11 protein-coding genes are annotated in these 14,552 nt (G+C 57.2%); 4 read left to right on the forward strand and 7 right to left on the reverse strand.

Going from position 1 to position 14,552, the window contains the following annotated elements:
* Nucleotides 1–87: 87 nt before the first annotated feature.
* The 4 genes from Q5Y71_RS06265 to miaB all read right to left on the reverse strand — a co-directional run bounded on the left by Q5Y71_RS06265 (nucleotide 88) and on the right by miaB (nucleotide 4,133).
* The gene (locus Q5Y71_RS06265; RefSeq protein WP_306040964.1) at nucleotides 88–972 is read right to left on the reverse strand and encodes an HlyC/CorC family transporter; all 885 of its coding nucleotides are present in this window, start codon (nucleotides 970–972) and stop codon (nucleotides 88–90) included.
* Nucleotides 973–1,053: 81 nt separating this feature from the next.
* A complete protein-coding gene (gene ybeY / locus Q5Y71_RS06270) occupies nucleotides 1,054–1,524 on the reverse strand; it encodes an rRNA maturation RNase YbeY (protein WP_306040965.1) in 471 nt (156 codons plus the stop codon).
* Between the two features lie 17 nt (nucleotides 1,525–1,541).
* Entirely contained in the window at nucleotides 1,542–2,558 is a 1,017-nt protein-coding gene (locus Q5Y71_RS06275) for a PhoH family protein (RefSeq protein ID WP_306040966.1), read from the reverse strand.
* 207 nt (nucleotides 2,559–2,765) lie between these two features.
* The gene (gene miaB, locus Q5Y71_RS06280; RefSeq protein WP_306040967.1) at nucleotides 2,766–4,133 is read right to left on the reverse strand and encodes a tRNA (N6-isopentenyl adenosine(37)-C2)-methylthiotransferase MiaB; all 1,368 of its coding nucleotides are present in this window, start codon (nucleotides 4,131–4,133) and stop codon (nucleotides 2,766–2,768) included.
* Nucleotides 4,134–4,303: 170 nt separating this feature from the next.
* On the opposite strand from miaB, the gene Q5Y71_RS06285 reads away from it, so the two are divergent.
* Both Q5Y71_RS06285 and Q5Y71_RS06290 read left to right on the forward strand, forming a co-directional pair.
* Nucleotides 4,304–4,639 carry a DUF1820 family protein gene (locus Q5Y71_RS06285; RefSeq protein ID WP_301417233.1) on the forward strand — a complete coding sequence of 112 codons (336 nt, stop codon included), beginning with the start codon at nucleotides 4,304–4,306 and terminating at the stop codon, nucleotides 4,637–4,639.
* Nucleotides 4,640–5,054: 415 nt separating this feature from the next.
* On the forward strand, nucleotides 5,055–6,824 hold the full coding sequence (locus Q5Y71_RS06290) for a lysophospholipid acyltransferase family protein (protein ID WP_306040968.1): 1,770 nt from the start codon (nucleotides 5,055–5,057) through the stop codon (nucleotides 6,822–6,824).
* A gap of 9 nt (nucleotides 6,825–6,833) precedes the next feature.
* On the opposite strand, the gene Q5Y71_RS06295 is transcribed toward Q5Y71_RS06290, so the two are convergent.
* The 3 genes from Q5Y71_RS06295 to Q5Y71_RS06305 all read right to left on the reverse strand — a co-directional run bounded on the left by Q5Y71_RS06295 (nucleotide 6,834) and on the right by Q5Y71_RS06305 (nucleotide 10,383).
* Nucleotides 6,834–8,123, reverse strand: a complete 1,290-nt coding sequence (locus Q5Y71_RS06295) for an aminotransferase class I/II-fold pyridoxal phosphate-dependent enzyme (RefSeq protein WP_306040969.1) — start codon at nucleotides 8,121–8,123, stop codon at nucleotides 6,834–6,836.
* A gap of 107 nt (nucleotides 8,124–8,230) precedes the next feature.
* Nucleotides 8,231–9,097, reverse strand: a complete 867-nt coding sequence (locus tag Q5Y71_RS06300; protein WP_306040970.1) for a DUF6279 family lipoprotein — start codon at nucleotides 9,095–9,097, stop codon at nucleotides 8,231–8,233.
* 197 nt (nucleotides 9,098–9,294) lie between these two features.
* Nucleotides 9,295–10,383, reverse strand: coding sequence for a LacI family DNA-binding transcriptional regulator (locus tag Q5Y71_RS06305; protein WP_306040971.1), 1,089 nt, complete (start codon nucleotides 10,381–10,383; stop codon nucleotides 9,295–9,297).
* 798 nt (nucleotides 10,384–11,181) lie between these two features.
* Here Q5Y71_RS06305 and edd point away from each other — a divergent pair.
* Entirely contained in the window at nucleotides 11,182–12,996 is a 1,815-nt protein-coding gene (gene edd / locus Q5Y71_RS06310) for a phosphogluconate dehydratase (RefSeq protein ID WP_306040990.1), read from the forward strand.
* A gap of 51 nt (nucleotides 12,997–13,047) precedes the next feature.
* Nucleotides 13,048–14,508, forward strand: a complete 1,461-nt coding sequence (gene zwf / locus Q5Y71_RS06315) for a glucose-6-phosphate dehydrogenase (RefSeq protein WP_306040972.1) — start codon at nucleotides 13,048–13,050, stop codon at nucleotides 14,506–14,508.
* The last annotated feature ends 44 nt before the right edge of the window (nucleotides 14,509–14,552 follow it).

Genomic DNA, 14,552 nt, shown 5'->3' on the forward strand with positions numbered 1-14,552 from the left:
CTGTAGCCAGTGATTCAAGCTCCTGGGTCATCGACTGGCGCGCTGCAAATCTGCGTGCCGGCTGCGGGTTTTAGGGGGTGCCCTGTGTCAACTGTCCTCTTCCGGCGGTTTGTGAATATGGGCCACGCGCAACAGGTGAATCTGTCGGTTGTCGGCATAGAGTACGCGGAACATAAAGTCTCCGAGGCGGGTCACCTCATCGCGCCCGGGCAGGTGACCAAAAGACTGCATGATTAGACCACCAATCGTGTCAAATTCTTCATCACTGAACGCACATTCAAAAAACCTATTGAATTCCTCGATAGGGGTAAGTGCTTTGACGATGTAGTCATTATCGCCCACCCGGCGGATAAAGCTATCCGCTTCCTCCTCGTCGGTTTCGTCTTCAATTTCCCCGACAATCTCTTCGAGAATATCTTCAATGGTTACGACCCCGGAGACACCGCCATACTCATCGATAACAATGGCCATATGGTAGCGGTTTTCGCGAAATTCCTTCAGCAGGATATTCAGGCGCTTGCTTTCGGGAATGATATTGGCCGGGCGAATGATATCCTCGAGCTGAAATTCGCCAACGCCCTTGAGGAGCAGAGGGAGCAGGTCCTTGGCGAGCAGTATTCCGCGGATATCGTCGATGCTTTCACCGACCACTGGGAAGCGCGAGTGGCCGGACTCGATAATTTTGGGCAAAAAGGCCTCGGGTTTGTCCTTGAGGCCCACCACAACCATCTGGGAGCGAGGGATCATAATCTCCCGGACCTGCTGGGTGGAGACATCCAGAGCGCCTTCAATGATGGACAGCGCTTCCGCGTCCACCAATTGGTTTTCAGCCGCATCTTTGATGATGTCCAGTAGCTCATCACGGGATTTGGGTTCGACGGAAAAAGCGCTGAACAGCCTTTCCAGCCAGTTTTTTTCACTAGATCGGGACTTGTTGGACAAGTGACTACTTGGGGGTTCGTCTGTGGTCATGGAAGTGGCCATGCTCCGGATATCTCTCGTCTCAGGGTAATCAGTGGCATTGCTTGGGTAGTTCGGCTGCGCAGTGAGCTGTCATTTCGCCTTCCCGGCAGGGGCGTAGGGGGCGGAAAAACCGAGGCTAGCCAGAAGATCTGCCTCCAGCTTTTCCATCACCGCTGCATTGGCATCCTCGACGTGGTCATAGCCCAGCAGGTGCAGTGTGCCATGGACCGTCATATGTGCCCAGTGCGCCGACAGTGATTTGTGCTGTTGCTCCGCCTCCAACTGTACCACCGGAGCACAGATCACAAGATCCCCCAATAGGGGAAGATTGAGCTCCGCAGGTAAGTCCGCTTGAAAGGACAAAACATTGGTAGGCGCATCCCTGCCGCGGTACCGACTGTTGAGCTGCTGGCTCTCCGCCCTATCGACAATGCGCACGGAGAGCTCGGCTACTTCCCGGTGCCCGGTCAGTGCTTTGGCAACCCAGGAGTGAATGGCCTGGTTGGAGGGCAGGTGCATGCAACGGCTGGCCCGCTGTACATCGAGTGTCAAATCAATCATTACTCGGCAGCTGGGTGTCAAGCGGCATTTTCGCTGGCCTTGCCGGCGGTTATTTCGCGTTCAGCCTCGTGAATATCGTAGGCCTCTACAATGCGTTGGACAAGGGGGTGGCGAACAACATCCTTGGCGCCAAAGTAGGTCAAGCTGATGCCCTTGACCTTGCCCAGGACTTCCACCGCATGGCGCAGGCCTGAAACCTGCCCGCGGGGCAGATCCACCTGGCTGGGATCGCCGGTAATGACCGCGGTGGAACCGAAGCCAATACGCGTCAGGAACATCTTCATCTGCTCGCGGGTGGTGTTCTGGCTCTCGTCGAGTATCACGAAGGCATTGTTCAAGGTGCGCCCGCGCATATAGGCGAGCGGTGCTACTTCAATGACATTGCGCTCGATCAGCTTGCCGACAGTCTCAAAGCCGAGCATCTCGTAGAGGGCGTCGTAGAGCGGGCGTAGGTATGGGTCTACTTTCTGGCTCAGGTCGCCGGGCAAAAAGCCCAGTTTTTCACCGGCCTCAACAGCCGGACGCACCAGCAAAATACGCTCGACCCGGTCCTTGAGAAGGGACTCCACCGCACAGGCCACCGCCAGGTAGGTCTTGCCGGTCCCCGCCGGGCCAATGCCGAAGTTGATATCGCTGGACTGTACCGCACACACATATTTGCGCTGGTTCATACCGCGCGGTCGTACCGAGCACTTTTTGGTGCGGATTAAAACCACCTGGTCGTCTTCCCCGGACGCGCCATTGCTGAGCAATTCCTCCACGCCCGATTGTTGCAGGGCCAGGTGAATCTCGTCTGGGGTCAAGTGGTTCCGGGAGCCGGTCTCCCGGTATAGGGCGTTGATTAACTCGCCGGCAGCGCGGGTGGACTGGGGCTCGCCATAAAAGGCAAACAGGTTGCCGCGATTGCGGATCTCAATGTCCAGTCGCTGTTCTATTTGGCGGAGATGTTGGTCAAATTGACCGCAGAGGTTGGCGAGTCGGCGGGCGTCGTTGGGCTCGAGGGTGATACTGTGAGCGAGAGTATGTGTTTCCAAACTGTTTATGGCACCTTAAAGTAGGGGGTTCACTGCTAGGGTATACCTATTTTCCCAGTATGGGAAAGACTTGGGTGTTACAAATAGGTTATATCTAATAGATATTTTTATTACTTATTAAAATATCACTCTAAACCCTTGCCGTTCTGGGCGTCAGGGTTGATTTTCCGGTAGCGTCCTGTCCGGGCACAGGTTGTCCCTGGCCTCTCAGAACAGACTCTTCTCCAGTTCTGATACGAGTAATGTGCCGCGCAGGGAGTTGGGCAGGGCCTCTACAATCTGTATATCGGCAAATTTTCCGATCAGGGCCAGGTTGCCGGCACGGAAGTTGACCACCCGGTTATTTTCAGTGCGACCCTGTAATTGCCCCGGGTCTTTTTTGGATACCCCGGTAACAAGGACCCGCTCAGTGTTGCCAACCATGCGTCGCGCAATGGCGGAGGCCTGCTGGTTAATGCGGTTTTGCAGTAGCTGCAGACGCTGTTTTTTGGTCTCTTGCGGGGTTTTATCGGGCAGGTCGGCTGCTGGTGTACCCGGGCGCGGCGAGTAGATAAAACTGAACGAGATATCAAACCCCACATCCTCGATCAGGTTCATCGTGGCTTCAAAATCCCTGTCGGTCTCGCCGGGAAAGCCCACAATAAAGTCCGAGGAAAGACAGATATCCGGGCGGATCGCCTTCAGGCGGCGAATCTTGGATTTGTACTCCAGTGCGGTATGGCCGCGTTTCATGGCCATGAGGATGCAATCAGAGCCACTCTGCACCGGCAGGTGGAGGTGGCTGACCAGTTCCGGCACCCGCCCATACACATCGATCAGCGCATCGGAAAACTCCACTGGATGGGACGTCGTGTAGCGAATGCGGTCAATACCCTCGATGGCTGCAACATAGGTAATCAGCTCGGCAAAATCCACTGCGTGGCCATCCTCACCGACACTGTGGTAGGCGTTCACATTCTGGCCCAGGAGGTTCACTTCGCGCACACCCTGACTGGCCAGGTGCACCACCTCCTCCAGTACATCGGCAACCGGGCGGCTCACTTCCTCGCCGCGGGTATAGGGCACTACACAGAAGGTACAGTACTTGGAACAACCCTCCATAACAGACACAAAGGCAGTGACGCCATCGGCCTCGGGTTGGGGCAGGCGGTCGAACTTCTCGATTTCCGGGAAGCTCACATCTACCACCACAGCGCCATTTTTTTGCGCCCGGGTTTCCATCATTTCCGGCAGTCGGTGCAGGGTTTGAGGGCCAAAAATCAGGTCTACGTAGGGTGCCCGTGTGGCGATCGCTTCACCCTCCTGGCTGGCAACACAGCCGCCGACACCGATGACCAGGCTGGGATTTTTTTCCTTGAGGTGCTTCCAGCGGCCCAGTTGGTGGAACAGTTTTTCCTGCGCCTTCTCGCGGATAGAACAGGTGTTGACCAACAGCACATCTGCTTCAGTGGGATTGTCAGTGGGAATCATGGCGTGAGATTCCCCAAGCAGGTCGCGCATCCGGGCGGAATCGTACTCGTTCATTTGGCAACCATGGGTCTTGATGTAGAGTTTCTTCACCGGGGTATCGGACATATTCTGCCTGGTTGAAATCTGGTCAATTGAACGGGGGGCGCATTATAGCCATACGGTCCGGCACTGCCTAGATGGCTATATTAGCGGTTGTAAACCTGTGCTATTCTTGCGCGCTTTGTCCGCTGTCTGACTAATTTGAGTTTCGGGGTAATTCCCATCCAGAGAGACCTATGGCCAACCCGATTTATAAAGTGATTTTTCACAACCAGAACCAAGTGTATGAACTCTACGCTCGGGCCATTTACCAGAGTGATATGTACGGCTTTATCGAAGTCGAAGAGTTTGTATTTGGAGAAAAGGCGCAGCTGGTGGTGGACCCCAGCGAAGAAAAGCTGAAAACCGAGTTCGCTTCGGTTGCGCGCTCCTATATCCCGATGCACAGCATTGTGCGTATCGACGAAGTGGAAAAGGAGGGCACTGGCAAGATTGTAGAGGCCAAGGGAGGGGACAAAGTGGCAAAGTTTCCCTTTGCGCCGCCCATCAGCCGCCCTCAGGATACCGAATAAGGCATCCTTCCTGCCTGAACCGATGCTGCCGGGCTGAGGTCCGATGGTTTGGCCGCCATCGTCCCTTTTGCGCCTCTGTCTTCTGTTGCCATATAAGCTTCAAGAAAGCTACACTGCACTGTCATCAAGCCGCTGCACAGTCATTGTATAAGACGACAAACCGTTTTACCGGTTTCGAATTTGACTGTGTCCCGCACAGATCTGGTCGGTGGCCGGGTCAGTTGCCGATCAAAGGCGGAAAGCTTGCTATGAGAAATCGCTACCGCGTGCTGTGGATATCAGGTGCCCATCCGGGCAGTAGCGATAGCGCGTCCTGCCGGCCAGTAGATTTTCTGGCGCAAACCTGCGCTGACTGGGTTTATCCGGCTAGAGGCAAGTGCGATGGACAGGCACCGTCTCTGGGGCGGAGGACCTGGTGGCGGACACCGAACATCCCCAACTTCACGGCAGAGGTGGCGGCGGCATGATTCGAGTTGAGCACCTTCTGCAAAAAAATGCCTGGTACAGCGCAGCGCCGCAAAAACCAACCCGCAAACTGGTTTCCGCAACCCTGAAGAAAATCTGTTGTGAAGAGCGGATAGTGGAATTTGGGCGGCGATATCCCCATTTGGGTGGGATCGATTTTATCCGTCAGCTGTTCACTGATCTGGACTTCCGCTACGGCCTGGATCCCTCAGAGCTGGAGCGGGTGCCGGCTGACGGACCGCTGGTGATCGTTGCCAACCATCCCCTCGGCAGCCTCGATGGCCTCGCCCTGATCGATATGGTCTCCCGAGTGCGCAGAGATGTGCGTGCTGTGGCCAGCCGGTTATTGTGGAGCCTCAAACCCCTGCGCCCATTCTTTCTGCCGGTGGATAATTTTCACGGCCGCACCCACCGTGCAGATGTTCAGGGTATTTACGATCATCTCGGGCAAGGGGGGGCCATTCTATTTTTCCCCGCCGGTGAAGTTTCGCGACTGACCCCCAAGGGTGTGAGGGATGGGTGCTGGAACCCGGGCTTTGCACGAATTGCAGAAAAGTCCGGGGCGCCGATTCTGCCTGTTCAGGTACTGGGCAGAAATTCCTGGTGGTTTTACGGCCTGTCGACCCTGAACAAACCCATCTCGACACTCTGGCTGGTGCGGGAAATGTTCAAGCAGGCCAGTCGCAGCATAGAAGTCCGCATCGGCCATCCCCTCGAAGCGGAGCACTGTTGCAGTTGGCCCCTGACACCGAGAGCCAAGGCCGCGCTCTGGCGCAAGCATGTCTACCAGTTGCATCGCTCGCCCCCGCCTCTTGGTCCCGAATTGGTCGCCGCTGCGGAGCCCCAGGCCCAGGTGATGAAAAGGATTGCTCCCTGTGAGGTGCTTGCCCGGCAGGGTGACCTGTCGGTGCATCTCTACCGGCAGCAAGCCGATTGCCCGGTGATGCGTGAACTGGCACGAGTGCGTGAGGTGGCGTTTCGGGCGGTGGGTGAGGGCACAGGACAGAGCCGGGACTGGGATGCCTTCGATGCGCACTACGACCACTTGCTGCTTTGGGATAGCGGGCGCAGGCGGATTGCTGGAGCCTACCGCCTGGCGTCCACCGAGGCCCTGGCGGAGGACGAGATTTACAGCAGTACCCTGTTTAATTATGCACACCCGCCGCGCGAGAGCCTGCCGGGCTCGGCGGAACTGGGGCGCAGTTTCCTGCTGCCGGAATACTGGCGTGGTTGCGGCCTCGACTTGCTGTGGAGTGCCATTGGCCAATGGGTGATGCGCAAGCAGGTGCGTTATCTGTTCGGGCCGGTCTCCATGCCGGGAACATTTTCCGTGCGTGCCAAATCCGCCATCGTGCGCTATTTCTCCCACTATTTTGCCCCGGAGCGGCCCCTGGGGGATGCGCGCTTGCCTTTTCCGTGGGCCCGGGAACCGCTACCGGAATTAACCGGGGATTCATTGGCGGATTTGCGCCAGCTAAAGCAGGTGCTGCGTGAAGAGGGAGTGATGTTGCCCCCACTGTTTAAGAAATACGCAGCGTTGACCCAACCGGGTGGAACCAGTTTTCACGCCTTCAATATCGATCCGGGTTTTTGCGATGCCGTGGATGGCCTGGTGGTTGTTGACCTCAGCCTGGCGGATAAGAAATTTGCCAAGCGCTACTTGAGCGGAATGGTTTCCGCTACTACACCGGCCCCAGATATTTGCCCGGCCTCCAAGTAGGGTGCGGGCTTAACCGCTCGCATTTCGGCACTGCGCCAGCCGCTGGCGCACGCTTGCCAGCTGTACGCAGAGCACGAACACCGACATGGCGGTATCCAGTTCTTCCAGTGGTGGAAAGCTCGGGGCTATGCGGATATTGCTGTCTTCGGGATCATTGCCATAAGGGAAGGTGGCGCCTGCGGGTGTGAGTTTCACGCCCGCATCTGCCGCCAGCTTCACCACAGCCTTTGCGCAGCCGGGGCGGGTGTTGAAAGAGACGAAATAACCGCCCCGAGGCTTCTCCCATTGGCCCATACCCGAATCGCCCAGGGCATTTTGCAGGTGCTCGAGCACACACTCGAATTTTGGCCTGAGAATACTGGCATGCTTGTGCATATGCTCCTCAAGCGTGGTGCATTCGGTGAAAAAGCGCGAATGGCGCAACTGATTCACTTTGTCCGGGCCTATGGTCATCGCCTGCATCTGGAGCTTCAGTGAATCCAGGTTGGCGCTGCTGGCGCTGACGAAAGCAATGCCTGAGCCCGCATGGGTGACCTTGGACGTGGAGGCAAACTGCAGCACGGAATCCACGGTGTCATTTTCTAGGGTGGCTGCGCGGATACTGGCAAGGTTGATAAATGGTCCCAGGTCATGCACGGCGTAGGCGTTGTCCCAGAAAATCCGGAAACCGGGATTGGCAATCTGCCCCAATTGGGCCAGGCGTTCCACCGTTTCCCTATTGTAGGTGATGCCAGTGGGATTGGCGTATTTGGGTACGCACCAGATGCCGATAATGTCACCGTCCTCGCTGACGTGCTTTTCTACGCACTCCATGTCCGGCCCCCCTTTCCCCAGGGGGATGGCGAGCATGCGGATACCGAGCTGCTCGCAAATGGTAAAATGGCGGTCGTAGCCGGGCACCGGGCAGAGAAATTTGGGGGATTCCAGTGCCCGCCAGGGGACATTGCCGGCGAAGCCGAATAAGTATCCGGTCAGTACGGCATGGTACATCAGGGTCAGGGAGCTGTTGCCACCGGCCATGACTTCCTCTGTTGGCACCTGCAACAGATCCGCGCCAAGGGCCCGGGCGCAGGTAAGGCCGGTCATACCGCCATAGTTGCGCGTATCCGTACCGTCGGCAGCACGGTAATCGGTGGCGAGAATGCCATCGAGTTTGTCGGATAAATGCAGCTGCTCCGCCGAGGGTTTGCCGCGGGTAATATCCAGACTCAGTTCATGCTGGCAGATTCGTTCGTAGTGGGCACTCAGTTCCTTTTCCCATTCGGCTAATTGGCTGCTGGTTGCGGATTCAATGTGCACGGGGGTTCCCCTGGCTGATTATTTGAGTGTGCGAGCTTGGCAGTTTGCCGGAAACTTCGCCCGCAATATACGTCCGTTAAGGTGATTGAATCGGTATTGCTGGGAGTTTACTGGCTTGCCAGTATACGGAAATTCCGGGCATATTCCCGCAGGGCGCGACTCAGGTGATGGCGCTGGGCAGGACTTGTGCTGGCTAATATCTGCTCGGCGAGTTCGCGCGCCTGCTCCTGGCGCCGCTCTTGCGCCTGCCGGTAGTGGGGTGGCCAGAGTTGCTGCGGGTCCACCAGCAGGTTGCGCAATGTTTCCAAATAGCCTGGCGGCTTGCTGCGCAACAGGTCAATGGCTTTCGATTGCCAGCGTTGCCTCTGCGCACTGCGGGACTGGGGATTGTACTCCACCTTGGAAACCCAGGCGGCGATCAGCTGTATCTGTTCTTGTGAGAGGTGGCCGAGCCAGCGCTCGCCTTCTTTGCGGATCTGCCGGTTGCGTTTACGCCGGATCTTCTCCGGGGGCTGCTGCCACTCTTCCAAAGCCTGTTGCTGTTTCTTCTGCAAGTTTTTTTGCAGCTCGTCAATTTGGTGTTTATCCAGCTGCGCGGCAATAGGAAGAAGCAGGTCGTAGGCACTGTCGCTGGCGCTGTGCAGAAACTGCTGCAGCTGCTGTTCCACAGGCTCCAGCCGGGGGTTTTCCAGTGCGCCCTTATCTACCTCGTCGGCCAGGCGGGTGAGAAACTCGGCGTAACGCTGCAACTGGGTCTGTCGATGCCAGCGGAAAAAACTGTCCATGGCAGCTTGCAACTCAACCGCCTGTGCCCGGTTCAAGTCCACATAGTCGCGGATTTTCCAGCGTATCCAGTAATCGACATTGTTGTAGGCGAACTGGACACTGGAACAGCTGCCAACGCATACAAAAAAGGCAATGAGCGCAACTTTGCGCCAGAAAGGCCTGATCAGCGTGACAGGTGGCTGTGCCATCGACGCTTTCCTGTGGACATTGTTCGGTCGTTTCCGACGGGCAACCCCAAGCATAGATGATAGGGTAATAGCCGACACAATGGCATTTCCCATGTCGATGGGTAAGCCGTGCGCGCGGTGCTGGAGGTGAGGGCAGCGACAGTCGGTGTCAGATCCAAAAAAACTGCATTGGCGGGTACCCGGTGTTCAGTCCCCGGTCACCCGGTTTTTTTGTGGGATGCCGGCTGGGCTTTAATGGCTGAAGCCTGCTTCGGTGCCGCTCCAGTGGAGTCCCGCACGATCAGCCTGGGCGTGAAGCGGCGGGTGATACTCCCCGGTGGTTTCTCTTTCTCCATGCCCCCCTTGCAGTGAATCCGCTCAAGTGTCAACTCTGCCGCACAGCGTCCGATTTCCTCGTTGGGCTGGTGGACGGTGGTGAGCTTGGGACAGGTCTGGCGTGAAAAAGGGCTGTCCTCAAAGCCTGCAATGGACAGCTGCTGCGGTACTTCGATGTTCATCATGCGTGCGGCAAAGAGGGCGCCTGCGGCAATTTCATCATTACCGGCAAAGAGGGCGGTGGGGGGGCTGTCGGACTCCAGCAGGATGGTGGCGCCGGCCACACCTGAATCGAAAGAGTATTCCCCCTCGAGAATGATCTCGTCATCGACGGGTAGTTCTGCCACCTGCAATGCCCTCATGTAACCCTCAAGGCGGCCGAGGGTGGAAAAGTGTTCAATGCCTCCGTACAGGTAGCCGATGCGTCGATGCCCGAGTTCCACCAGATGCCGGGTTATTGAAAAGGCGGCAGCGGCGTCATCCACCTGGATACAGTTGTCCTCCAGCTGGTCGGCAGCCTGGGTGGAGAGAATCTGCACAAACGTCACACCCAGGGTTTCCAGGGTGTCCATGACCTCGGGGAATTCGGAGAAGGGGGGTGTCAATATCAGGCCTGCGATCCGGCTTTGTTCCACCAGTTTGTGCAGTTCGTCGTGAATGGAGGGCGATTTGGCGCTGCTGGGATGGATCAGCAGTTCATAGCCCCGTGCCCTGCAGGCCGCGAGGATACCGTTTTGCAAATCCATCACGTAGTAGGCATTGGGGTTGTCGTAAATCAGGGCAATGGAATAGGAGTGGGTGCCGGCCAGGTTGCGCGCCGCCAGATTGGGCCGGTAGTCGAGCGCCTGTATTGCCATGCGGACCCGTGTTCTGGTGGTCGGGCGCACAGAGGGCTCATTGTTGATGACCCGTGAGACGGTCTTAATCGAAACGCCTGCACGCTTGGCCACGTCATTGATGGTGACTTTCATAGAGTAACAATACCCGTTTGCCGGAGGCCGTTGCGGTTTGAGGCCGCCATGTGTTTGCTCGCCCGCCCGGTTTGGTGCCCGCTAAACAGTCTGGCAGCAGTTTGCAGGTTGCTGCCAGTCAGCGCTGGACTTTATCCACCTGGCACCTGTTTTCGCGGTGTGGATAAAACGTGCCGGTGCCGCTGTCGGGGCTGGTTTGCCCCGGGGTTTCTTCTGTCATAACCAGGTTGTCAACACTGGGTTACCTATATGTAAATTTCTTACATTTCTGAGCCGGATTCTGCTGGGCTGTGAAGTCAAAAATTTCAATATAGAGGTAAAAAGTTCTACTTTTCAGATAAATTTAGAGCATTTAAAAGAGTTTTTAGCTAAAAATACTTAGTTGAGTATAAGGCTGCTCATCAGGTGTTGAAGTTTGTGTAGTTTTACTACATAGTGCTTGTCAGAAAGAGTTGAGCCTTTTCCGGGGGCGGTTGTAGCTGGGCTGGGTGGGGTGCACGCCCTGCCAGCAACCCACTTTTCAGGGAGGCTGGCTGATTTGGTCAGTGGGTCACTGTGCTGGAACAGATGCCCTGCCCTTTACCCAATATGTGCTGAGGCGCCCCCGGTCCAGGTGCTTTTGTTGGGTGATAGACCGCCAACCGCACTACAACCCAAAGGCTGGAGAAGGGATTTTCCACCGCGGATTGGCTTTATCGGGGATGGAGGGTCAGCGGTACTGGGCGTACCACCGAAATCGGGTGATGGCCAATGGGACCGCGGGGGCCATCCCTGCAGAATTTATACGGAAACGTTATGGTGCACAGTAAGGTTCAGGCAGTTACGGAACGCATAATCCGGCGCAGTGAAGAATCCCGCGCAGAATATCTGGCGCAGGTAGACAAAGCGCACCTTGAAGGTCCCGCCAGTGCACAGTTGTCCTGCGGGAATCTGGCCCATGCCATTGCCGCCGCCCCGCAAAGGGACAAGCAATTGATTGCCTCCGGGCGCGGGCCCAACCTGGGCATTGTCACCGCCTATAACGATATGCTGTCCGCACACCAACCCTACGGCACTTACCCGACCCGCCTGAAAGAGGCGGCGGCGCGCCACGGGGCCAGCGCGCAGGTAGCCGGTGGCGTGCCGGCCATGTGTGACGGCGTTACCCAGGGGCGGGCGGGGATGGAATTGGGCCTGTTTTCTCGCGATGTAATCGCCATGTCCTCAGCGGTGGCCCTGTCCCATGATATTTTTGAGGGCGCCATGTTTCTCGGTATCTGCGACAAGATCGTACCCGGCATGGTGATCGGGGCGCTGGCATTCGGGCATCTGCCCTCAATCTTTGTTCCGGCCGGCCCTATGCCCACCGGCCTTTCCAATGCGGAAAAGGGGCGGGTACGCCAGCTCTACGCCGAGGGCAAGGTGGGCCGTGCAGAGCTGTTGGAAGCGGAGAGCGCCTCCTATCATAGTGCCGGCACCTGTACTTTCTACGGCACCGCCAACAGCAACCAGATGCTGGTTGAAATCATGGGGCTGCAATTGCCGGGCAGCTCTTTTGTCAATCCCGGCACCGGCCTGCGCGATGCCCTGAACGAAGCGGCAGTGGCGCAACTGGTTACAATTACCGAGCCCAGTCAACACACACCGATCGCCAAGATTCTCACGGAAAAGGCCTTTGTAAACGGCGTTGTGGGGTTGTTGGCAACCGGCGGTTCCACCAATCACACCTTGCACCTGGTGGCCATGGCCCGCGCCGCGGGTATCCAGCTGACCTGGCAGGACATGGCGGATCTCTCCGAAGTGGCGCCCCTGTTGTGTCATGTTTACCCCAACGGCACCGCAGACATTAATCACTTTGCCGCGGCGGGGGGGATGCAGTTCTTGATTCGGGAATTGCTCTGTGCCGGTCTGTTGCACCCTGACGTACATACGGTGCTCGGGGAGTCGGGGCTCAAGCCCTATTGCTGCGATCCTTTCCTCAACGATGCCGGAGATGGTGTGGTATGGCGACCAGGCCCGGAAGAGAGTGGCGATACCTCCGTGATTCGCCCGGTGAGCGATCCCTTTTCCCACCACGGTGGGCTGCAACTGCTCAAGGGCAACCTGGGTCGCAGTGTGATCAAGGTTTCCGCGCTGGAAGCCGGGCAGCTCAAGATCAAGGCGCCGGCCATTGTACTGCACAGCCAGGATGAACTGCTGGCGCGTTTTCAGGCTGGCGAGCTGGAGCGGGATTTTGTCGCCGTGGTGCGTTTCCAGGGGCCCCGTGCCAACGGAATGCCGGAGCTGCACAAGCTGACGCCGACGCTCGGGGTACTGCAGGATCGCGGGTTCAAAGTGGCATTGATCACCGATGGGCGTATGTCTGGAGCTTCCGGCAAGGTGCCGGCGGCCATTCATATATCCCCTGAGGCCGTTGAAGGGGGGGCCATTGCCAGGGTGCGCAACGGCGACCTGATTGAACTGGATTGTGAAGCGGGTGTGCTGCGCGTGCTTGTGGATGAAGAGGTATTCGCCGCGCGCAAAATCGCTCAGTGCGACCTGTCCGAAAGCGCCCGGGGTATGGGCCGCGAACTCTTTGCCAATATGCGTGCTATTGCCAGTGGTGCGGAGACGGGCGCAAGTATTCTGTATTAACCAGAACGGTGCTGTTAGGCATTGCAAGAAAACGATCTCAGAGCGAAACCTATGCTTGATCCTTTTGACATGGTGCTGTTTGGTGGAGTCGGTGACCTTGCGATGCGCAAGTTGCTACCGGCGCTCTACCGCGCGTTTAGAGAGGGCAGTCTGGCGCGGGGTTGCAGAATCCTGCCGGTATGCCGGCGCCGGGAAGACGCCGACCGTTACCTGGAACCCGCGCAGCGGGCTTTGCAGGCGTACTTGCGCGAGGGTGAATACCGTGACTCCAGTTGGCGTGGCTTCAGCGAGCTGCTGTGCCCTGTCGCGCTGGATATAGCCGTGCCCGATACCCGGTGGGAATACCTCGTAGACATCCTGGGTACAGATCCCGGGCATGTGCGTATTTTCTACCTGGCAATCCCGCCGGGGGTCTTTGGCCTGTGCTGTGAAAACCTCCACAGGAAAGGTCTGATCAGTGAGAAGGCCCGTGTGGTTGTGGAAAAACCACTGGGTTACAACGCTCAGACTTCCTGTGAAATCAACGGCAAACTCGCCAATTATTTTCCCGAAGACCATATTTTTCGCATCGATCACTACCTGGGCAAGGAAACAGTACAAAACCTGCTTGCCCTGCGTTTCTGCAATGTGTTGTTTGAGCACCTGTGGGATGCAAAAGCCATTGACCATATCCAGATCAGTATCTCGGAAACGGTCGGCCTGGAAGGGCGTGCCGGTTTTTACGATGAGACGGGCGCACTGCGGGATATGGTGCAGAACCACCTGTTGCAGCTGTTGTGCCTGATTGCGATGGAATCACCCAACACCATGTCCGCGAAAAATATTCGCGCGGAGAAAATCAAGGTGCTGGAAGCCCTGCGACCCCTGAGGGCTTCAGAAGTGGATAAGAATGTTGTGCGCGGGCAGTACGTGGCTGGAGAGATCGACGGGCAGCCTGTGCCCGGCTACTTGCAAGAGCTGGAACACAGTGCCAGTGCTACGGAGACTTTTGTGGCAATACAGGCGCATATCGACAGCTGGCGCTGGGCGGGCGTGCCCTTTTTCCTGCGCACAGGCAAGCGTATGGAAAAGCGCTGTGCCGAAATTGTGGTGCAGTTCAAGAAGGTCTCCCATCACGTCTACGATGAGAGTGCCGGCAAAGTGATACCCAACCGCCTGGTGATCCGCCTACAGCCCGAAGAGAGTATCAAGTTGATATTGATGGCCAAGAAAATGGACAGCCTGGCCACAAAATTGCAGCAGGCGGAACTGAACTTAAACCTGTCGGATACCTACGACAGTTTTCGCAGCGACGCCTATAAACGCCTGATGCTGGATGTGGCGGCCAATAATCCGGCCCTGTTTATTCATTGCGACGAAGTGGCCGCGGCCTGGGCCTGGGTCGACCCGATTATTGAACACTGGCGTGACACCAGCAACCAGCCCAAACCCTACACCGCGGGAAGCTGGGGGCCGACGGGGGCCGGTGAGTTACTGGCCCGTAGCGGCCGCCACTGGTTTAACGCCAAGTAATGATTGCCGGAGCTGCCCTGCCTGCAACAGGCGCATCTCCGGGG

Source organism: Microbulbifer sp. 2205BS26-8, assembly GCF_030731025.1.
Classification (GTDB): domain Bacteria; phylum Pseudomonadota; class Gammaproteobacteria; order Pseudomonadales; family Cellvibrionaceae; genus Microbulbifer; species Microbulbifer spongiae.

Bases quoted from the DNA above. Each gene is read 5' to 3' on its own strand.
- ybeY (WP_306040965.1), bottom strand. From the start codon at position 1,524: ATGATTGATTTGACACTCGATGTACAGCGGGCCAGCCGTTGCATGCAC.
- miaB (WP_306040967.1), bottom strand. From the start codon at position 4,133: ATGTCCGATACCCCGGTGAAGAAACTCTACATCAAGACCCATGGTTGC.
- Q5Y71_RS06300 (WP_306040970.1), bottom strand. From the start codon at position 9,097: ATGGCACAGCCACCTGTCACGCTGATCAGGCCTTTCTGGCGCAAAGTT.
- zwf (WP_306040972.1), top strand. From the start codon at position 13,048: ATGCTTGATCCTTTTGACATGGTGCTGTTTGGTGGAGTCGGTGACCTT.
- Q5Y71_RS06285 (WP_301417233.1), top strand. From the start codon at position 4,304: ATGGCCAACCCGATTTATAAAGTGATTTTTCACAACCAGAACCAAGTG.
- Q5Y71_RS06265 (WP_306040964.1), bottom strand. From the start codon at position 972: ATGACCACAGACGAACCCCCAAGTAGTCACTTGTCCAACAAGTCCCGA.
- Q5Y71_RS06305 (WP_306040971.1), bottom strand. From the start codon at position 10,383: ATGAAAGTCACCATCAATGACGTGGCCAAGCGTGCAGGCGTTTCGATT.